This is a genomic window from Streptomyces sp. NPDC005722 (assembly GCF_040630935.1).
In the GTDB taxonomy this organism is placed as follows: domain Bacteria; phylum Actinomycetota; class Actinomycetes; order Streptomycetales; family Streptomycetaceae; genus Actinacidiphila.
The window spans coordinates 38,568-57,545 of sequence record NZ_JBEXYN010000052.1; the positions used below are offsets into that span (position 1 = coordinate 38,568).

General features: G+C 75.5%; 16 protein-coding genes and 1 other RNA gene. 11 read left to right on the top strand and 6 right to left on the bottom strand.

All coding sequences use genetic code 11. The annotated features are described in order from the left end of the window. Nucleotides 1-16 precede the first annotated feature (16 nt). Nucleotides 17-955 (top strand): 3-oxoacyl-ACP reductase, encoded by a 939-nt coding sequence (locus tag ABZ479_RS36185; protein ID WP_500465509.1) that lies wholly within the window; start codon nt 17-19, stop codon nt 953-955. 16 nt (nt 956-971) lie between these two features. Here the strand turns inward: ABZ479_RS36185 and ABZ479_RS36190 are convergent, their stop codons facing one another. Beyond that, nucleotides 972-1,151 (bottom strand): hypothetical protein, encoded by a 180-nt coding sequence (locus ABZ479_RS36190; protein ID WP_500465510.1) that lies wholly within the window; start codon nt 1,149-1,151, stop codon nt 972-974. A 60-nt stretch (nt 1,152-1,211) separates the two neighbouring features. Then, entirely contained in the window at nt 1,212-2,342 is a 1,131-nt protein-coding gene (locus tag ABZ479_RS36195) for a hypothetical protein (RefSeq protein WP_500465511.1), read from the bottom strand. A gap of 180 nt (nt 2,343-2,522) precedes the next feature. On the opposite strand from ABZ479_RS36195, the gene ABZ479_RS36200 reads away from it, so the two are divergent. The 3 genes from ABZ479_RS36200 to ABZ479_RS36210 are packed head-to-tail and all read left to right on the top strand — an operon-like array spanning nt 2,523 to nt 5,304. Further along, nucleotides 2,523-3,386 carry a Nif3-like dinuclear metal center hexameric protein gene (locus tag ABZ479_RS36200; protein WP_500465512.1) on the top strand — a complete coding sequence of 288 codons (864 nt, stop codon included), beginning with the start codon at nt 2,523-2,525 and terminating at the stop codon, nt 3,384-3,386. Continuing rightward, complete coding sequence (locus ABZ479_RS36205; protein ID WP_500465526.1) at nt 3,383-4,126, top strand: zinc ribbon domain-containing protein; 744 nt, start codon at nt 3,383-3,385, stop codon at nt 4,124-4,126. Before ABZ479_RS36200 ends, ABZ479_RS36205 begins: the two co-directional genes overlap by 4 nt. Continuing rightward, nucleotides 4,126-5,304, top strand: coding sequence for a bifunctional RNase H/acid phosphatase (locus ABZ479_RS36210; protein WP_500465513.1), 1,179 nt, complete (start codon nt 4,126-4,128; stop codon nt 5,302-5,304). The genes ABZ479_RS36205 and ABZ479_RS36210 overlap by 1 nt, the downstream gene beginning before the upstream one ends. On the opposite strand, the gene eda is transcribed toward ABZ479_RS36210, so the two are convergent. Both eda and yaaA read right to left on the bottom strand, forming a co-directional pair. After that, nucleotides 5,290-5,925, bottom strand: coding sequence for a bifunctional 4-hydroxy-2-oxoglutarate aldolase/2-dehydro-3-deoxy-phosphogluconate aldolase (eda, locus tag ABZ479_RS36215; protein ID WP_500465514.1), 636 nt, complete (start codon nt 5,923-5,925; stop codon nt 5,290-5,292). The two genes, ABZ479_RS36210 and eda, sit on opposite strands and share 15 nt — an antisense overlap. 750 nt (nt 5,926-6,675) lie before the next feature. Then, nucleotides 6,676-7,458 (bottom strand): peroxide stress protein YaaA, encoded by a 783-nt coding sequence (gene yaaA / locus ABZ479_RS36220; RefSeq protein WP_500465515.1) that lies wholly within the window; start codon nt 7,456-7,458, stop codon nt 6,676-6,678. Between the two features lie 65 nt (nt 7,459-7,523). Between yaaA and ABZ479_RS36225 the strand changes: the two genes are divergently transcribed. Then, nucleotides 7,524-8,969: an RNB domain-containing ribonuclease gene (locus ABZ479_RS36225; protein ID WP_500465516.1), complete on the top strand. Its 1,446-nt coding sequence runs from the start codon at nt 7,524-7,526 to the stop codon at nt 8,967-8,969. Nucleotides 8,970-8,998: 29 nt separating this feature from the next. After that, nucleotides 8,999-9,399, top strand: an RNA gene (rnpB, locus tag ABZ479_RS36230) — RNase P RNA component class A. A 2-nt stretch (nt 9,400-9,401) separates the two neighbouring features. Here rnpB and ABZ479_RS36235 read toward each other — a convergent pair. Continuing rightward, nucleotides 9,402-11,231, bottom strand: a complete 1,830-nt coding sequence (locus ABZ479_RS36235; protein ID WP_500465517.1) for a helix-turn-helix domain-containing protein — start codon at nt 11,229-11,231, stop codon at nt 9,402-9,404. A 155-nt stretch (nt 11,232-11,386) separates the two neighbouring features. On the opposite strand from ABZ479_RS36235, the gene ABZ479_RS36240 reads away from it, so the two are divergent. The 5 genes from ABZ479_RS36240 to ABZ479_RS36260 all read left to right on the top strand — a co-directional run bounded on the left by ABZ479_RS36240 (nt 11,387) and on the right by ABZ479_RS36260 (nt 17,784). Then, the gene (locus tag ABZ479_RS36240; protein WP_500465518.1) at nt 11,387-13,216 is read left to right on the top strand and encodes an Hsp70 family protein; all 1,830 of its coding nucleotides are present in this window, start codon (nt 11,387-11,389) and stop codon (nt 13,214-13,216) included. A gap of 12 nt (nt 13,217-13,228) precedes the next feature. Next, nucleotides 13,229-14,446, top strand: a complete 1,218-nt coding sequence (locus ABZ479_RS36245; protein WP_500465519.1) for a hypothetical protein — start codon at nt 13,229-13,231, stop codon at nt 14,444-14,446. A gap of 6 nt (nt 14,447-14,452) precedes the next feature. Further along, nucleotides 14,453-15,715 (top strand): hypothetical protein, encoded by a 1,263-nt coding sequence (locus ABZ479_RS36250; RefSeq protein WP_499598434.1) that lies wholly within the window; start codon nt 14,453-14,455, stop codon nt 15,713-15,715. Then, entirely contained in the window at nt 15,708-16,937 is a 1,230-nt protein-coding gene (locus ABZ479_RS36255; RefSeq protein WP_500465520.1) for a patatin-like phospholipase family protein, read from the top strand. Before ABZ479_RS36250 ends, ABZ479_RS36255 begins: the two co-directional genes overlap by 8 nt. 265 nt (nt 16,938-17,202) lie before the next feature. Beyond that, entirely contained in the window at nt 17,203-17,784 is a 582-nt protein-coding gene (locus ABZ479_RS36260; protein ID WP_500465521.1) for a hypothetical protein, read from the top strand. A 1-nt stretch (nt 17,785) separates the two neighbouring features. Here the strand turns inward: ABZ479_RS36260 and ABZ479_RS36265 are convergent. Further along, the coding region (locus ABZ479_RS36265) for an acyltransferase family protein (protein ID WP_500465522.1) at nt 17,786-18,978 on the bottom strand (1,193 nt) is incomplete at its 5' end.

The following is an 18,978-nucleotide window of genomic DNA, read 5'->3' on the forward strand; positions in this document are numbered from 1 at the left end:
CGGGACGGGAGGACGCATGGGCGTGCTGGACGGCAGGACCGCCGTCGTCACGGGGGCGGGACGCGGCCTCGGCCGGGCCGAGGCGCTGGAACTGGCGCGGCTGGGCGCCAACGTGGTCGTCAACGACTACGGGCAGTCCGGCCGCGACGGCTCCGGCGAGGCGTCGGCGAGCCCCGCCGACGAGGTCGTCGCCGAGATCACCGCCGCCGGCGGCCACGCGGTGGCGCACCACGGCGACGTCGCCGACCTCGACCAGGCGCGGGACCTGGTGCGGCTGGCGGTCGGCACGTACGGCGCGCTCGACGTCCTGGTCAACAACGCCGGGATCCTGCGGGACCGGATGGTGTTCTCGATGACCGAGGACGAGTGGGACTCGGTCGTCCGGGTCCACCTCAAGGGCCACTTCGCCACCACCCGGTTCGCCGCCGCCCACTGGCGCGAGCGCGCCAAGGCGACGGGCTCCCCGGTCTACGGCCGGATCGTCAACACCTCGTCCGAGGCGTTCCTCGCCGGCTCGGCCGGCCAGCCCAACTACGCGGCCGCCAAGGGCGGCATCGTCGGCCTCACCTCGTCGACGGCCGCCGCCCTCGGCAGGTACGGCGTCCGCGTCAACGCCATCTGCCCGCGGGCGCGGACCCGGATGACCGAGGACGTCTTCGCGGGCCTCGGCCGTCCCGCGGACGGGCCCGACCCGCTCGGGGTGGAGCACGTCGCCCCGCTCGTCGGCTACTTGGCCTCACCGGCGGCCGACCGGATCACCGGCCAGCTGTTCGTCGTGCACGGCGGGATGGTGGCGGTGATGGACCGCCCCCGCGTCGCGGCGAAGTTCGACACCGCCAAGGACGCGTTCACCCACGACGAGCTGGACGACCTGCTCACCCCCTACTGGGCGGGCCGTGACCCCGGTGACGGGTTCGCCGCCACCGACGTCCTGGCCCTGCGCCACGAGGGCTGAGACGGGCCCGGGCCCGTCAGATCTCCATGGCGGGGGGCCCGGAGGGGCGGCGGTGGCGGCCGTGCGGCGCCTCGACCACCTGGGTGTTGTCGTCTTGGGCGGAAGCCGTACCGCGGTGGCGGCCGGCGTGCAGGCCCTCGGCGTAACCGTCCTCGAGGCGGGCCTCGGCGGCGGTGTCGTGTCGGGCATCGGACATGAGGAGACTCTCCGTCGACTAGCTTGCAGGGTGCGCGGAACGCCGCAGGAGTTTACCCATTCAAGATCCCGTGGCCATCGGCGCCTTCTGCAACGGGAGCACGGGACTGGTCCGCGCGGCCTCCGGCAGCTCCGGGGGAGCGCCCTCCGCCGCGCTCCCCGGCGGGACCGGCACGGGCAGCGCGGGCGGCGCCTCGTACTCCACCGTGCCGCACGGACAGTGGGCGCAGGCGTACGGCAGGCGCAGCACCCCGCGGGCCGACCACAGGCCCGCCCCGGGCAGCCATCCCTCCGGCGCCGACAGCCAGGTGGCGCGGCGCTCCCCGGGCCGCCAGACCGCCAGCGACGTGCCGTGCGGGCCGTCCGCGCGGAGCGCCACCGCGCACGCCTCGGGCATCAGCACCTGCCCGGGCTGGGCCGCGAACGGGGTCAGCACCGCGTCCGGCACGCGCAGGCACTCCGCGAACCGCATGGGCCGGCGGCTGCCCAGCACGCCCCAGCCGATCCGGTCCTCGCCGGTGGCGTCGCTGCGCACTATCAGCAGCCCGCTGTCCGGTTCCGCCAGCAGCAGCCGGTCGTTGCTGTCGTCGGTGATCTGCAGCAGCGGGCTCACCGCCCCGGCGCGCTCCAGGTCGACGGCGACCGTCTTGACCGTCCCGTCCGCCTCGCGGTCCAGCGCCAGCAGCCGCCCCGCCCGGTCCAGCCACGCGCCGCCCCCGCAGCGGCCCGGGACCTCCGCTAGCCGGCGCGGCCGCAGGTCCCGGTCGTCGTGCACGAGCCACACCGCCGACACCTCCCGCGCCGGGTCGTAGGTGAGCGCGTACACCTCGCCGGAGGCGACCGGAGGCAGCAGCCGCGCCCGCGCGTCCCCGCCCGGGAGCGATCCGACGAGCAGTTCGCCGGTGCCGGGGCCGGTCGGGTAGAGCAGGGCGAGGTCGTGCCGGTCGGCGACCCGGCGGAGGATCAGCACGCGGCCGTCGGGCAGCGGCAGGACCTCGGAGCACTGTTCCTCGGGCTGGTTGCCGGGCAGCGGCACGGTGTACGGCTCCGGCCCGCCGAGCGTCCAGCGCTCGGGGTACCAGCCGTCGTCCCCGTCGGGTCCCTGGGCCAGGCAGGCGGCGTAGGAGCCGTCCGCGGCGATCGTGAACCCGGCCCGTCGCACGGTGGTGGTCTCGGTGGCGCAGGCTGTCATGGTGTGGCTCACCTCCGGGCCACGACGCTAGTTTTCGCACGCCCGGCCGCCCGACACGAGTCGGTGGTCTTCACACGTAAGGGTGGCTCTCGTCCCGTTCCGTCGGACTTCGGATGCTCGGTGTGCTCATGACCAGGCCGGGATTCCGGCCGTCCGCCACGGGCGCGGTAACCTCGACCCGTGCCGAAACTGTCCGACGTCATCGCCGCCCTCGAAGCCCTCTGGCCCCCGGCGTGGGCCGAGCAGTGGGACGCCGTCGGCCTCGTCTGCGGCGACCCGGACGCCGAGGTCGGCCGGGTGCTGTTCGCCGTCGACCCGGTCCGGGAGGTCGTCGAGGAGGCGATCACCACCGGCGCCGACCTGCTCGTCACGCACCACCCGCTCTACCTGCGCGGGACGACGACGGTCGCGGCCACCGGCTTCAAGGGCCGCGTCGTGCACACCCTGATCAGACACGACATCGCGCTGCACGTGGCGCACACCAACGCCGACCGGGCCGACCCCGGGGTCTCCGACGCCCTCGCCGAGGCCGTCGGCCTGCGCGTCACCGGACCCCTGGTGCCCGACCCCGCCGACCCGGCCGGCCGCCGCGGCCTCGGCCGGATCGGCGAGCTGCCCGAACCGCTGACGCTGGCGGAGTTCGCCCGCCGGGCGGCGGCCGGCCTGCCGGCCACCGCGACCGGGCTGCGCGTCGCCGGCGACCCCGAGCGGCCGGTCCGTACCGTCGCGGTGTGCGGCGGCTCCGGCGACGGCCTCTTCGACGACGTGCGCAGGGCCGGGGTGGACGTCTACCTCACCGCCGACCTGCGCCACCACCCGGCGTCCGAGGCGCAGCAGGCGGGACCGCCGGCGCTCGTCGACGCCGCCCACTGGGCCACCGAGTGGCCCTGGTGCGAGCAGGCCGCGCGCCGCCTCGACGAGGTCTCCGAACGGCACGGCTGGACGCTGCGCACGTACGTGTCGCGTACCGTCACCGACCCGTGGACGGCCCACGCCCCGGCACTTCCCCTCGACGAACCCACGACCTCAGGAGCCCCCCGCTGAAAGCCGCGCCCGCAGACCAGATCCGACTGCTCGAGGTCCAGTCCCTCGACTCGCGCCTCGCGCAGCTGGACCACAAGCGCAAGAACCTTCCCGAGCACGCGGAGATCGAGCGCCTGAACTCCGACGTGACCCAGCTGCGCGACCTGCTGGTCGCCGCCCAGACCGAGGAGAGCGACACCGCCCGCGAGCAGACCAAGGCCGAGCAGGACGTGGACCAGGTGCGCAAGCGCGCCGTCCGTGACCAGGAGCGGCTGGACTCCGGTGCGGTCTCCTCCCCGAAGGACCTGGAGAACCTGCAGCGCGAGCTCACCTCCCTCGCCAAGCGGCAGAGCGACCTCGAGGACGTCGTCCTGGAGGTCATGGAACGCCGCGAGGGCCTGCAGGAACGGGTCCAGGAGCTCACCGGGCGCCTGGAGTCCGTGCAGGCCAAGGCCGGCGAGTCCGGGGAGCGCCGCAACGCGGCGCTGCAGGAGATCGACGCCGAGGGCTCCACGGTCGTCAAGGAGCGCGAGATCATCGCCGGTTCGGTCCCCGCCGACCTGCTGAAGCTCTACGACAAGCTGCGCGCCCAGTCCGGCGGCGTCGGCGCCGCCCGGCTCTACCAGAAGCGCTGCGAGGGCTGCCGGCTGGAGCTGAACATCACCGAGCTCAACGAGGTGCGGGCGGCCGCCGCCGACGAGGTCGTGCGCTGCGAGAACTGCCGGCGCATCCTCGTCCGCACCCCCGAGTCGGGCCTGTAATGGCCCGTACGTTCGTGGTGGAGGCCGACGGGGGGTCCCGGGGCAACCCGGGACCGGCCGGCTACGGCGCCGTCGTCAGCGACGCCGCCACGGGCGAAGTGCTCGCCGAGGCCGCCGAGTTCATCGGCACGCACACCAACAACGTCGCCGAGTACCGGGGCCTGATCGCCGGGCTGCGCGCCGCCCACGCGATCGACCCGCAGGCCCGGGTGCGGGTGCGGATGGACTCCAAGCTGGTCGTCGAGCAGATGTCCGGCCGCTGGAAGATCAAGCACCCGGACATGCGGCCGCTGGCCGCCGAGGCGAAGACGGTCCTGCCCGCGGAGCAGGTCAGCTACGAGTGGATCCCGCGCGAGAAGAACAAGCACGCCGACCGGCTCGCCAACGAGGCGATGGACGCGGGCAAGCGCGGCAAGCAGTGGGAGCCCGGCCGTTCCGCCGCCGCGCTCGCCTCCGCGCCGGCCGCGGCCGCCGCACTGGCGGCCGAGCCGGTGGACGAGCCGGTGGACGAGGCCCCCAAGGCCCCGCCCGTCGGCTGGGCGGCGGCGGCCGACCTCGGCACGCCCACCACCTTCGTCCTGCTGCGGCACGGGGAGACCCCGCTCACCGCGGAGAAGCGCTTCTCCGGCAGCGGCGGCGACGACCCGGAACTCTCGGAGAAGGGCCGCTGGCAGGCCCAGCGCGTGGCCGACGCCCTCGCCGCCCGCGGCACCGTCCAGGCCGTCGTCACCTCGCCGCTGGCCCGCTGCCGGCAGACCGCGCAGACCGTCGCGGACCGGCTCGGGCTCGACGTACGCGTCGACGAGGGGCTGCGCGAGACCGACTTCGGCGCTTGGGAGGGGCTGACCTTCGCCGAGGTGAAGGAACGCCATCCGGCCGAACTCGACGCCTGGCTCGGCTCCGCCAAGACCGCCCCGCCCGGCGGGGAGAGCTTCGCCGCCGTCGCCCGCCGGGTCTCCCTCGCCCGGGACAAGCTCATCGCCCGCTACGCCGGCCGCACCGTGCTGGTGGTCACCCACGTCACGCCCATCAAGACCCTCGTCCGGCTCGCCCTCGGGGCCCCGCCGGAGTCGCTGTTCCGGATGGAGCTGTCGGCGGCGGCGCTGTCGGCGGTGGCGTACTACGGGGACGGGAACGCGTCGCTGAGGCTGCTCAACGACACGTCACACCTGCGCTGACGGCGCGGTGAGCGCGGCCGCCTCGCGGGCGAGCCGCTCCACCCGGTCCCAGTCACGGTCCCGCAGGGCGTCCTGCGGGACCATCCAACTGCCGCCCACGCAGGCGACGTTCGGCAGGGCGAGGTAGGCCGGCGCGCGGGCCGCGTCGATGCCGCCGGTCGGGCAGAACCGGACGTGCGGCAGCGGGGCGGCCAGCGCCTTCAGGTACGCCGGGCCGCCGGCCGCCTCCGCGGGGAAGAACTTCAGCTCCGTCACGCCGCGTTCGGCCAGGGCGAGCACCTCGGAGGCGGTCGACACCCCGGGCAGGAACGGCAGCCCCGAGTCGGCCATGGCGTCGACCAGGCCGTCCGTCCACCCCGGGCTCACCAGGAACCGTGCCCCGGCCCGCACCGCCGCCCCCACCTGCTCCGCCCGCAGCACGGTCCCGGCCCCCACGACCGCCTCCGGCACGGCCCGCACGGCCGCGGCGACGGCGTCCAGCGCGGCGGGGGTCCGCAGCGTGATCTCCACCGCGGTCAACCCGCCGCGGGCCAGGGCCCGGACGAGCGGGGGCGCGTCCGCGGGGTCCTCCAGCGTCACGACCGGGATCACGGGGGCGAGGTTCAGCACCATGCGCCGCATCGTGCCGGTCCCTTGTGCCCTCCGCAACGTGCGTTGCACGCTGCGCAACGGCTGCGCCGTGCTGCCCGGTTGTTGTTGCGTGCGGGTTGTTTGCGCCTGCGGCGGGCTGTCTCCCGCCCTCCCGCCCGATTGCCCGGCGCGGTTGGTGCGGGGCTCGCTCTGTGGGTTGGTGGGCCGGGGGCGGGGCCTCCGGGGTGGGCATTCTGTACCGCATATTTATGTGCATGGCGGGCAGCACTCGTCGGTGCCGTCGCTGCCGCACATCAAATACACGTCAGCGTCCAGAACGCCCACCCCTACGACCCCACCCCCTCCGAATCGACAGAGACCAACGGCCGGTGGGAGGTAACAAGGCGGTCCGGGGCAACCCAGATTGCCCAGCTGACCCCCACCGGGGAGGCGAGCAACGGAGCTGTGGCGGTCACAGGGCGGTCCGGGGGCACCCCGGTTGCCTCACTGACCCCCCACCGGCCGTTGTGCGCCCATACGACAGGAGGGGGTGTGTCGGGGTGCGCCCGGAAACGACGAGCGGTCAAGTGCGATGCCCAAGGATGTGGACGTAAACCGCGAGCGTTGAGGACGTGCGCCGGCGCGGCCCCGACCCCAACACGAGGTGCGAGACCCGCACCAATCGTGCCGGGCAATCGGGAGGGAGGGTGGGCGGACGCCCGCCGCAGGCGCAAACAGCCCGCACCCGACAACCGAGCCGCACCCAACAACCCGGGCACCCAACAACCCCGGGCACACAACTCAGTGGACGTCGGTGACCAGCACGTCGAGCCGCCCCGGCGCAGCCACCTCCACCGTGAAGCCCAGATCACGCAGCGCCACGACCAGCGCGCCGGGGTCCTCGGGGCGCGCCCCGGACTCGAGCAGGGCCCGCACGATCCGCCCCTTCGTCGCCTTGTTGAAGTGGCTGACGACCTTCCGCGTCTCCGCCTGCACCACCCGCACCGTCGCCGTCCGCCCCGCCAGCGCACTGCGCGGCGCCGGCTTCCACGCCGCCCCGTACGCCGACGACCGCAGGTCGAGCAGCAGGCCGCCGCCCGCGGCGTCCGCGGCGTCCGGGAGGGCCTCGGCGAGGTGCGTGCGCCAGTACGTCGCGAGGGCCCCGAGCGCCGGCAGCCGCACGCCCATCGAGCAGCGGTACGCCGGGATCGCGTCCCGGATGCCGACCGCGCCCCACAGCCCGGAGAAGACCAGCAGGGACCGGGCGGCGCGACGCCGGGCGGCGGCGCCCAGGGTGTCCAGGCCGAGCGCGTCGTAGAGCACGCCGGTGTAGATCTCGCCGGCCGGCCGGGTCCGTGCGTCGCGCAGCCCCGCGTTGCGGGCGATCTCGCCGCGCAGCCCGGGGCTGAGCCCGAGGACTTCCGCCGCCTTGTCCTCGTCGCCGCCCGCGCAGAGGCCGACCAGTTCGTCCAGCACCGTCGCGCGGGCCGTGGTGAGGCCGGGCAGGGAGAGGGAGCCCAGGTCGACGGCGGGGCCGGTGCCGTCGGTGGCCTTGCCCTCGGACGGCGGTAGCAGGACGAGCACAGTTGTTCTCCTTCACGTTTCCCCGGTGCAGTGCAGCCTACGACCGTGCGACTTAGGCTCGCCCCATGCCTCGTCGTCCCCTGCGCGTCACCACCGCCGACGGAGTCCAGCTGCGGTCCGCGCTGGACGCGCTCCGCGCCGACCTGCACGTGCGGCGGGACTTCCCGGCGGCGGTGCTCTCGGAGGCCGCGGAGGCCGCGCGCGATCCGCGGCTGCCCGCGTACGACGCCACCGATGTGCCGTTCTTCACCGTCGACCCGCCCGGGTCCCTCGACCTGGACCAGGCGATGCACATCGCCGCGCGGGAGGGCGGTCGCGGCTACCGGGTGTCGTACGCGATCGCGGACGCCGCCGCCTTCGTCGCGCCCGGCGGGGCGCTGGACGCCGAGGCGCACCGGCGGGTGCAGACCCTCTACTTCCCCGACGTCCGGGTGCCGCTGCACCCGGACGTGCTCGGTGAGGGGGCGGCCAGTCTGCTGGCCGGGCAGGACCGGCCCGCCGTGCTGTGGCGGATCGACCTCGACGCCGACGGCACGGTGACCGACGTCGACGTGCGCCGCGCGCTCGTCCGCAGTCGCGCCCGGCTCGACTACGCGGGTGTGCAGCACGCGATCGACGCCGGCATCGCGGAGGAGCCCGTGGCGCTGCTGCGCACCGTGGGGCGGCTGCGCGAGGAGCAGGAGCGGGCCCGCGGCGGCATCTCCCTCAACGTGCCCGAGCAGGAGGTCGTGGAGCTCGACGGGGGCTATGCGCTGCGGTACCGGGCGCCGCTGCCCGTCGACGCCTGGAACGCCCAGATCTCGCTGCTGACGGGCATGGTCGCGGCCGGCGTGATGCTGCGCTCCGGCACGGGCATCCTCCGTACGCTCCCGGTCGCCCCGCAGGGGGAGGTGGCGCGGCTGCGCAGGGTCGCGGCGGCGCTGCGCATCGACTGGCCGCACATGACCTCGTACGCGGAGCTCGTCCGCACCCTGGACCCGGAGCGCACCACCCACGCGGCCTTCCTGCACGAGGCCACCAGCCTGTTCCGCGGCGCCGACTACACGCCCTTCTGGCCCGGCCACCCCGCCGAGCCGGCCGTGCACGCCGCCGTCGCGGACGCGTACACGCACTGCACCGCGCCCCTGCGGCGGCTCGTCGACCGCTACGCCGCCGAGTTCTGCCTCGCCGCGGTGGCCGGCCAGGAACCGCCGGAGTGGGTCGAGGCGGCCTTCCGCGACCTGCCCCGCGACATGCGCGGCGGCTCGCACCTCGCGGGCACCCTCGAGAGCGCCTCCGTCGACCTGGTCGAGGCCGCCCTGCTCAAGGACCGGGTCGGCGAGGTCTTCGACGCCTACGTCATCGACGTCAAGGATGCCGACCCGACCGCCGGCACCGTGCACCTGCGCGACCCGGCCGTCGTCGGCCGCGTCCGCGGCGGCACCGCCCCCCTCCCGCTCGGCGAACCGCTCCCCGTCCGCCTCACCCAGGCCGACCCGGGCCGCCACACCGTGCTTTTCACCCCGGCATGATCGACCGGTAGCATGGTCGGCACGGCAGACGAGCCGAGCGGGCGGCCGCGTCAGGACCCTGGTCCTGCCGAGGAACGTCCGGGCTCCACAGGGCAGGGTGGTGGGTAACGCCCACCCGGGGTGACCCGCGGGACAGTGCCACAGAAAACAGACCGCCGGGGCCGCGAGGCTCCCGGTAAGGGTGAAACGGTGGTGTAAGAGACCACCAGTGCCCAGGGTGACCTGGGCAGCTAGGTAAACCCCACCCGGAGCAAGGTCAAGAGGGGCCGTCGCGAGACGGTCCTGCGCGGACGTTCGAGGGCTGCCCGCCCGAGTCCGCGGGTAGACCGCACGAGGCCGGCGGCAACGCCGGCCCTAGATGGATGGCCGTCGCCCGGCCGGCCGCGAGGCCGACCGGGGACAGAACCCGGCGTACAGCTCGACTCGTCTGCCTCACCCCACCGCGCCGGCCCCGCCGGCCTCCGCCAGGAGGGCCGCGCACTCCCCGGCCAGCCGGGCCATCCCGTACTCCTCCGCGACCGCGTGGGCCGGGCGCAGCACGCGCCGGGCCTCGGCGGCGGCCTCCGGGCGGCCGGAGGCGCGCAGGGCGCGGGCCTGCCAGAGGCGGAGGCGGGCGAGCTGCGGGGCGGAGGTACGGGCCGGGGTGGCCGCCAGGCGGAAGTGCGCGAGGGCGGCGTCCGGTTCCCCGGCGGTCAGGGCGAGCACACCGCAGGCCTGGGCCGTGGGCGTCACCAGCACCGTGGGCCAGCCGGCGAGGGCGATGCCGGTGCCGTTGTGCGGGGCCAGCCGTTCGCGCAGCCGGGTCACGAGGGGCCGCAGTCCGGCGTGGTCGCCGATCGCGGCGCAGGCCTCGGCGAGCAGGGCGAGCGTGGGCACCGCCCAGCCGTGCGGCGGCAGGGCGCGGAAGCCGTCGGTGTCGTCGGCGAAGGCCTGCAGCTGGTCGGCGGCCTGGTCCAGGGCGCCGGTCTCGCACAGCGCGAGGACGAGCCCGGCCCGCCAGACCGGGAAGTAGCCGTGCTCCTGGACGTCGTCGGCGAGGCCGCCCGCGAACAGCTCGTGCATCCGGCCCTGCTCGCGCAGCAGCCAGTACGCCTGTCCCATGCGGGTCTGCCGGAAGTTGCCGGCCGGTACGTCGAGGTCGGCGGCGAGCCGGTCGGCGTACTCGGCGGACTCCCGCAGGATCCAGTTGGCCGCGGCCGCGAACCGGCCGCGCCACAGGTCGAGCGTGGTGTCGAGGGTGCGCTGCTGCCAGCGGGCCAGTTCGCTGCGGCTCGCGGCGGCGTGCCGGCGCTGCTCCTGCGCCGTGGACAGCGCCGGGTAGACCCGGCCCATGCGCAGTTGGTCGACGGCCAGCGCCATCAGCGCCTCGCCCCGGAAGTGTGCGGAGCCCTGGCGCACGGCGGCGTCGCGCAGCCGCTCCGACAGCGTCAGCGAGGCGGCGGCGGGCGCGAAGTCGTACAGGCCCCAGCGGCACTCGGTCAGCACCTCGCAGCGCACCTCCTCACCGACACCGCCGGCGGCCGCGGAGTCCGCCCGGTCCAGGCCGTGCAGAGTGTGCCGGGCCAGGGCCGCGCCGCTGTCCGGGCCCGCCTGGGCCACCGCGGTGTCGGCGCTGACCGCCATCGACAGCTTCTTCGCCCGGTGGGCGTTGAGCTGCAGGCGCAGTGCCCCGGCCTCGGGAGCGGGGTCGTCGCGCAGGGCGGCCAGGCTGTCGCCGATCAGGTGCAGCAGCTCCCGGTCGACCTGGCCCGGGTCGGACCAGCGGCGGCAGATCCGCACCACGGCCAGGGCCTGGGCGCGCGGCTGCCCGCCGGCCAGCCGGTGCGCCTCCCGGTAGCAGCGGTCCGCCTCGCGCATCCGGCCCGCGGCGTGCCGCAGGTCGCCGCGCCGGACCAGCCGGTCGAACTCCTCGCCGTACCCGGAGGCCGGGGCGGGGGCGTCGGGTGGCGCGGCGGCGGTGCGGTCGACCAGCTTGGACGCCGTACGGGCCGGACCGCGGACGCCGTCCCGCTCCTTGCTGCCGCCCCGGGGCCCGCGGGCCGGCCGCGGCAGCGGGGCGAGGCTGAGGAGTTCGCCCCCGGCCTGGAGGAAGTCGTCGCACCTCTCGGCCAGTTCGTACGTCGGGCGGCGCTGGCCGTTCTCGACCCGGCTCAGGAAGCTGCGGCTGCACGGCACGCGTTCCGCCAGATCGCCCAGCGACCTCCCGGCCGCCTGGCGCCTGCGGCGCAACTCCTGCCCGAAGCCGTTCTGTTGCGCCTGCAAGGGCCGCCTCCGTCTTCCGTCGCCCGGTGCCTGCCCGGCCACTGTTGCCAAATATGCCCTGGCAACACCCGAGCGCTCCGGATAACTACGGAATTGGGGGAGCCTGTCAGGTGCGGGGCGGGTACGGACGCCCCTCGACCGGGGGGAGTTGACCGATGAGCGGTTTCGGGACGCCAGGGGCGGCGGCCAGGCCGAAGGTGGTGGCGGCCGTCGACTTCGGCACGCACGGCACCGGCTTCGCCTGGTCGGTGGTGACCCCGCTGAACGACGATCCGCAGTCCCGGCGGATCACCTTCTACAGCCGGTTCCCCGAGCACCGTGTGGACTACCCGAAGAACCTGACCGCGCTGCTGGTCGACGCGGAGGGCACCACGGTGGCCTGGGGCCACAAGGCCCGCAAGCAGTGGTCGGAGGCCTCCGACGCGGGCCGCACGGACGGCCTGGGCTACGCCTACGCGTTCAAGATGGCGCTCAAGGACGACGGCGGCCCGGTGGACATGCCGACCACCGGCGGCATCGTCGACCTCGGCGACCGCGGCCGGGTGCGCGAGCTGATCACGGCCTACCTGCGGGAGATCAGGGAACTGGCCGTCGCCCAGGTCAAGGACGCGGGCTACGCCGAGCGGGAGATCCGCTGGTGCATCACCGTCCCGGCGATCTGGGACGACGAGGACCGGGCCGCGATGCGGCGCGCCGCGGTGGAGGCCGGCTTCCCCGACGACCCGGAGCGGCTGCTGCCGTCCATCGAGCCGGAGGCCGCGGCGCTCTACTGCTACCTGCGGATGGCCGACCTGACCGACGGCACGGGCCTGCGCGACCGGCTGCAGCTGAACGTGGACGGCTTCCGCTTCATGGTCGTCGACTGCGGCGGCGGCACCGTGGACATCACGGCGTACGAGACCTCCAGCGACGCGGCGGAGCTCATCGCGCTCCGCGAGATCGGGGTGGCCACCGGCGGCCGGCTGGGCTCGGAGTACGTCAACCAGGCCTTCCGCGAGCAGGCCCTCGGCAAGCGGCTGGGTCCCGAGCTGCTCAAGCGGCTGGAGCGGGAGCACTCGGGGGACCTGCTGGAGCTGTCCGAGCAGTGGGAGCGGGCCAAGACCACCGCGGAGGTGGAGTGGGACGAGGACGGCACCCCGCACATCATGGACACCGTCCGGATCGACCTGCCCGTCACCGTGTGGCAGTTGCTGGACGAGGGGACCAGGGCCCGGCTGACGGAGGAGGCGGGCGGCCGTCCGCAGCGGCTGGTGCTGGCGCCGGAGGAGGTGGAGGTCCTCCTGGACAGCGTGGTCGAGGGCATCCTGGACAAGGTGGAGGAGCAGCTCGCCGCCATCCGCCGCACCAGCGGGGAGGCCGCGGGGGCGGGCGCCACGGGGTCGGAGACGCTGGTCCTGGTCGGCGGGTTCGCCAAGTCCCAGTGGCTGCGGGAGCGCATGCACCGGCACTTCGGGTCCCGGCACCGCATCCTGGTGCCGCCGGACCCGGCGCTGGCGGTGCTGGAGGGCGCCACGCACTTCGCCTACAACCCGCGGGTGTTCCTGTCGCGGCAGGCCAAGTACACCTACGGCTTCGAGACCTCGAAGCTGTTCGAGGAGAGCGTCGACTCGCCGATGCGGATGTTCCGCGACGACGACGGCGACATCCTCTGCGTGGGCCGCTTCGCGGTGGCCGTGCGGCGGCTGGACAGCGTGCGGGTGAAGGACGCGTTCCCGTTCACCATCCTCCCCACCCGGGAGGACCAGACCCAGATCGAGCTGCGGATCCACCGCACCGTCAAGGCCGAGCCCCGTTACGTGGACGAGGACGGCTGCGAGGAGATCGGCCGGCTCACCGTCGACATCGGGGAGACCGTGGGGCGGCCGCTGCGGGAGCGGCCGATCCGGCTGCTGTTCTACTTCGGCCGCTCCGAGATCGAGGTGGAGGCCTTCGACCCGGCGACCGGCGGCAGCCACAAGGTCCGTGTCGACTTCGACCGTATGTAGGGACGACGGCAGATGAGCGGTGCGGACGACAGCGAGGAACGCGCCGAGGAGGAGGGGGACAGCATGCGCGGTTGGTTCCGGAAGCCGGAGCCGGCGACACCCGCCGGCGACCGTGGGGACGGCGAGGGCACCGGCGCCGGGCACGGTGGTGGTGGCCGTGACGGCGGTGCCGGTACGGCGGAGCGGCGGACCCCGCCGAGGACGCCACCACGGCAGGACCAGGGGCCGGACCACGAACAGGACCGGAGGCAGGGGCAGGGGCAGGGACAGGGGCCGGGACAGGGACAGCGGCAGCCGCTGCCGCAGCGGCAGGGGGCGGGCTCCGGCACGGCACCCGCCAGGACCCCCGCGACGGTGGCGGTGCCGCGCGCCGACTGGGAGCGGCTGTCCGCACTGCTGGACCGGATCGCCGAACTGGACAAGCTGGAGGTCCGGCTGACCGCGCTGGAGCAGGACACCGCCCGCCGCGAGGCCCGCCTCGGGGCCCGGATCGGCGCCCTGACGGGGCTCCCCGCCCGCGCCGAGGCCGCCGAGGCCGCACTGGAGGAGCTGGCCGGGCGCGTGGAGTCGGCGCTCAGCCGGATCGACGGGCTGTCGCGCCTGCACGACTCCCTCTCCGCACGCATCGGGGCCGGCGAGGCGGCGGCCGAGGCAGCGGCGCGCAGGCTCGCCGAGCACGACGAGGTGCTGGACCTCATGCGGGCCGGCCAGGTCAGCGAGCGCACCGACCTGACCGACGAACGGGCCCTGAGCCACTACGCGTTCGCCGACCGGCTCAAGGCGCTGTTCACCCAGCGCCTCCCCGAGGTGATCGGCCCGCGCACCGCCGCCGACGGCGGCGGCGACGTGGTGCTGCGGGAGGCCGAACTGGTACGGCAGATGTGCGGCGCGCTCTTCGGCACCGGCACGGGCGAGCCGGACCTGGCGGAGCTGAACCGGATCGTCACCGACGGCGGCCGGATCGAGCCGGACCGGCGCGGCCGCAGGCTGCTGGACCGGGTCGGGCAGGAGGCGGGCGACCTGCTGCGGGCCATGGCCGCCACCGGCCACCCCGTCGAGTTCGTCTTCGACCTCCCCGCCGGCACCACGGCCGACCCCGACCACCACATCCTGTGGCCCACCTGCGAGCCGGGGCGGCCCGTCGCGTTCGTGGTGTGCCCCGCGTACCGGGCGGCCGGACTGCGCGTCCTGGAGCCCACGGTGTTCGCCCTGCGCGGCGGGAAGGGCTGATCCGCCGTGCGCGACGTCGACCTGCGGGAACTGCGCAGGCGCATCCCGATCGCGGGCAACCGGGCACTGGCCGAGATCGTCGACGGCCTGGAGACGGCCGAGAACCTGACCGCGGCCCGGGTCGAGCACGGCTTCTTCAGCCGGGTCATCCTGGGCTGGAACCGCAAGGACCGGCAGCGCGCCCTGGAGTCGCAGGCCGCGCTCGCCCTCACCCAGCGCCGGATGGTGGCCTGGGCCCAGGAGACCGCCCGGCACCTCGCGTTCACCGACCTCACGGTGGGCCTGCTCGCCATGGAGGTCGAGCAGTTGCAGGACAGCGTGCTGGAACTGCGCGAGGCCAACCGTCAGGCGTTCCGGGAGATCCGGGAACTGGCGGCCGTGCTGGCCGAGTTCATCGACGCCGTGGACCGCAGGTTCGCCGAGATCGACGAACGCCTCGACGGCCACGAGCGGATCCTGGACACCCACGCCCGCGCCCTGCTGGAGCTGGACCGGCGGGTGCTCGCCACCGAACTGTGGCAGTCCGCCTGGGCCGACGGCGACACGGCGGTACGGCGCTGGCGCCACCAGGGCGCCTACGCCGGGCTGCCGTGGCCGTGCCAGGTGCTGCTGCTGGCCCGGGAGTGCGCGACCGGGCGGCAGGGGCTGCACGAGTTCGTCACGGGCGACGAGGGCTGGCGCGAGCGCCTGGCCGACGACATCCTCGCCGACCCCCGCGCGGCGGCGGGGGCGGAGGCGTACTGGCCGGCCAGGCCCGTGGCCGAACCCGGGCCGCCCACGCCCCCGGCGCCGGCCTACCGGGTGGCGGAGGAGACCGCACGCGGCGCCCGGGGCCCACGGCCGGCCCCGGGCGGCCGCACCCCGGCCGCCGATCCGCTCCCCGTGCCGCACCGCAGGCCGGTGCGGTCCCTGCTGGAGCGGATCATCGCCGACATGCCGGACCCCGACGAGCGGCGGATGGTCGCCGAGGTCGCCGGCATCGGCCTGTCCGCCCGGCTCCGGCCGCCGCACCGGCCGATCGGCTACGCCGTCGCCCGCGCGCTGGACCTGTCCACCCGGCCGCCCGCGCGCCGTCCGGACGACCCGGCCCGGGCTGCCGTCGAGGACGCCCGGCGCGACTGCGGCCACGTACCGGCGGTGACCCACGAGGAGTTCGTCCGCGGCGTCGTCCACGAACAGGCCGACGCCGCCCGCCAGGCGCGCGCCGCGCTGCGCACCGAGACCGAGAAGCGACGGGGGACGGGGGAAGGGGGAGGGCCCGATGCCTGAGCACCAGGGGGAGGTCCGGGGGGCGGGGGGCACGGGGCCCGCCGGACCCGGTCCGGGCATCGGGCCCCACGACGGGGGCGGTCCGCGGCCGGACCGCTTCGGGGACCTGCGGCGCCGCGCCGCGGGCATCGGGTCGGCGCCGCTGCCGGAGTACGGCACGGCGGCGGGCCCGGGCACGGGGGTGGTACCGGCGCCGGACCGGTGGGAGACCGCACAGGGGACGGCCTCGCACCGGTTCGGGCTGGTACTGGCGGGCGGCGCCGCCAAGGGCGCCTACCAGGTGGGCGCGGTCGAGTGCCTGGCCCACCACGGCGCACGGATCACCGCCATCGCCGGGACCAGCATCGGCGCGCTCAACGGGGTCGCGCTGGCCGGCGCGCCGTCCCTGCGGGAGGGGGCGGCGCGGCTGGCGGCACTCTGGCGGGACTTCACCTCCCGCATGGGCGACGCCCCGTTCGGTTCCGGCGCCGGCCCGGACGGGCCCGTCCCCGAGTCGCTGCTGCAGAGGTTCGGCAACCTCGCGCCCCGGGTGGCCCGCCTCCTCGGCGCCCACGGCGACCTGGAACGGCTCGCCGACGACGCCATCGACGCGGCCGCGCTGCGGCACCCCGCGGCCGTCACGATGCGGGTCGCGGCGTACCCCGTCCTGGCCCCGCACCCGCTGCCGCACCTGCGGGCCGGCCAGATGGCCGCCGAGTGGCTGGCCGGCCTCCTCGGCAGCCGTTCGCGCATCCTGCACCTCAACGGCCTGGAGCACGCGCAGATCAAGGAGGCCGTGCTGGGCAGCGCCGCGCTGCCGTTCCTGTTCGCGCCGCGCCAGGTCGCGGGGGAGTACTACCGCGACGGCATGCTCGGCCGGGACAACACGCCGATCCGGGCGCTGGCCGACCTCGACCACTGCGACATCGTCATCGTCGTGCAGCTCGCCCCGGGCGAGACGGTCCGGCAGATCGAGCACCCCGGGCTGACCCTGCTGCGCGTCCGCCCGTCCCGCCCGCTCACCCCCGAGGGCGCCCTGGGCACCCCCAGCGGGCTGCTGGACTTCTCACCCGCGACCTTCGAACGGCTGCGGGCCCGCGGCTACGAGGACACCGAACGCCTCCTCGCCAGGACCGCGGGCCTGCTCGGCGCGGCCCACGAGGTGCGCGCGGCCGAGGAGTTCATGGCGGACGCCGTCCAGCGCGTCGTCGACAAGGGCCGCCGGCTGCGCGGCGGCCCGTGAGGCGCGGGGTCACGGGGGCCCTGCCCGCAGGTTCCGCGGTGGGTGCCCGGAAGCCGGGGCAGGCGGTCACCGGGCGGTGGACGCCGTCGGCGACGTGCGCAGGCCGGTCCGTGCGCCGGGGCCGGTCCGGGCGCCGTTCGCCGCCGATCCGGCGTCGGACGCGCGAGAACACTGCCGGGAACGGGCAATGCCCGCGGGCCCGCGGACCTGCCACCCTCGCCGTGGCGGTGGCGCAGGGGGCGGTGGCGCAGGGGGAGGAGTCCATATGGCAGACGGCGGTGTCGGCGGCGCGTTCTTCTCGGTGGTCTGGGGGCTCGGAGCGAGCGGCTTCGGCTGGATCGTCGCGACCGACTTCCGCGGTGCGGCGCGTCGCTTCCACGCGATGTCCGCACGGTCGGTGCCCTTCGGTGGAGACCGGCCCCCGGTCGTGGGCGTCGGGTTCGTCCGCTTCGTCGCCGGGGTGTTCGCCCTCGTCGGACCGCTGGACCTGGTCACCGGCCTGCTCGACCTCGTCCGGGACCCGGCTGCGCCGGAGCCGATGCCCCGGACGCCCCTTCCCTTGGCCGCGTTCGCAGTCCTCGGTGCCGGGGTGGGGCTGTGGACCTGCTGGCGGCGCTCCGGCGTGCTCCGCGCCGAATGGGCGGAGGGCGGAACCGTCCGGCGGGCGGCGGCGGTCGTGCTCACGGGGACGCTCGTCGCCTTCCCGGCCCTGCTCGTGCTCGGCCGGACGACGCCGATGCTCCTGGTCTGGCTGCTCGGCGGAGCCGCGGGCGTCGTCCTGCTGCCCGGCCGGCGGGACCGGACGGGTTCCGGTCCCGGTACGGACGACGTCCGGGCGCCGAGCTGACTCAGCGGGCCCCGGCGGCGCGGCCGCGGGCGCGCCGGCCGCGCCTGCCACCACGCTTTCCGCCGCGCTTCCCGGCGCCCGCCGGCCACAGGCGCGCGCGGCGCCGGGAGGCGAGGTCCTCGGTCCAGCCGACCAGGACGACGGCCGCGCCGATCAGCGGCCAGACGACGAGGAACTGGAACCAGGTCGCGTCCAGCGGGAGATGGGCCTCGAAGAAGGGCACGTCCCACATCAGGTCGATCAGCGGGACGCTGGCGAACAGCGCGACCTCGTGCCACAGGTAGACGGTGACGGCGCGGGCGTTGAGCAGTCCGACCGCTCCGTCGGCGCCGGGCACCCGGCTCATCCGGCGCGGCCGGAAGCGCAGCAGCAGGAGGACGAAACCGGCCGACCACAGCGCCTGGGCCAGCGGGATCTCACCGAGGTCGATGCCCTCGTCGGTGGGGTGGGCGTACGCGAACCAGCCGCCCGCGAGGAGGCAGAGCGCGGCCGCGCCGACCACCGTGCGGGCCCGCAGGGCGTCCAGCAGGCCGTCCCGGTGCGCGAAGCCCAGCAGCCAGCAGGCGGCGAAGGTGACGAGGTCGACCACCGGGGTGAGGGCGGGTTCGGCGATCGGCAGCCGGTCGTACTGCGCGAGGACGACCAGTGCGCCGCACGCCGCGAGGCAGGAGCGCGGCGCCGCGCGGAATGCCTTGAGCAGCCACGGGGACAGCAGCACGAGCCACAGGTAGGTGCGGATGTACCAGAGCGGGGCGATGATCTGCTCGGCCCAGGCGGTGCCGGGCGGGTCCGCCAGCGGCAGGATCCACAGCAGCATCCGGTGCCAGGAGTGCGGCCGCCAGCCGTGCAGCAGCATCAGGACGGTCACGGCCGCGGCGAACAGCCAGAAGGGCACCAGCAGCCGCCGCAGCCGGCCGCGCACCACGGACAGCGCGGGCCGCTGCAGCGAGTGCGCCGCCAGGGACCCGGCCAGGGCGAACATGATGCCGATGGAGGGGAAGAGCAGGGTCAGCCAGGCCCAGCCGAAGGTGTGGTAGACGACCACCCGCACCAGGGCGAGGGCGCGGAGCAGGTCGAGGTAGCGGTCCCGGCCCCCGCCCCCGCCCCCTGTGGGGGCGGCGGCGGGAGCGGCGGAGGCGGAGCCCCGCGGACCCGGTACGTGCGTCCCGGTGCCGGTGCCGTTGCCGGCATCGG

Coding starts and splice junctions, on each gene's coding strand:
- ABZ479_RS36185 (WP_500465509.1), top strand. CDS start 17: ATGGGCGTGCTGGACGGCAGGACCGCCGTCGTCACGGGGGCGGGACGC.
- ABZ479_RS36190 (WP_500465510.1), bottom strand. CDS start 1,151: ATGTCCGATGCCCGACACGACACCGCCGCCGAGGCCCGCCTCGAGGAC.
- ABZ479_RS36195 (WP_500465511.1), bottom strand. CDS start 2,342: ATGACAGCCTGCGCCACCGAGACCACCACCGTGCGACGGGCCGGGTTC.
- ABZ479_RS36210 (WP_500465513.1), top strand. CDS start 4,126: ATGGCCCGTACGTTCGTGGTGGAGGCCGACGGGGGGTCCCGGGGCAAC.
- eda (WP_500465514.1), bottom strand. CDS start 5,925: ATGCGGCGCATGGTGCTGAACCTCGCCCCCGTGATCCCGGTCGTGACG.
- ABZ479_RS36225 (WP_500465516.1), top strand. CDS start 7,524: ATGCCTCGTCGTCCCCTGCGCGTCACCACCGCCGACGGAGTCCAGCTG.
- ABZ479_RS36240 (WP_500465518.1), top strand. CDS start 11,387: ATGAGCGGTTTCGGGACGCCAGGGGCGGCGGCCAGGCCGAAGGTGGTG.
- ABZ479_RS36245 (WP_500465519.1), top strand. CDS start 13,229: ATGAGCGGTGCGGACGACAGCGAGGAACGCGCCGAGGAGGAGGGGGAC.
- ABZ479_RS36255 (WP_500465520.1), top strand. CDS start 15,708: ATGCCTGAGCACCAGGGGGAGGTCCGGGGGGCGGGGGGCACGGGGCCC.
- ABZ479_RS36260 (WP_500465521.1), top strand. CDS start 17,203: ATGGCAGACGGCGGTGTCGGCGGCGCGTTCTTCTCGGTGGTCTGGGGG.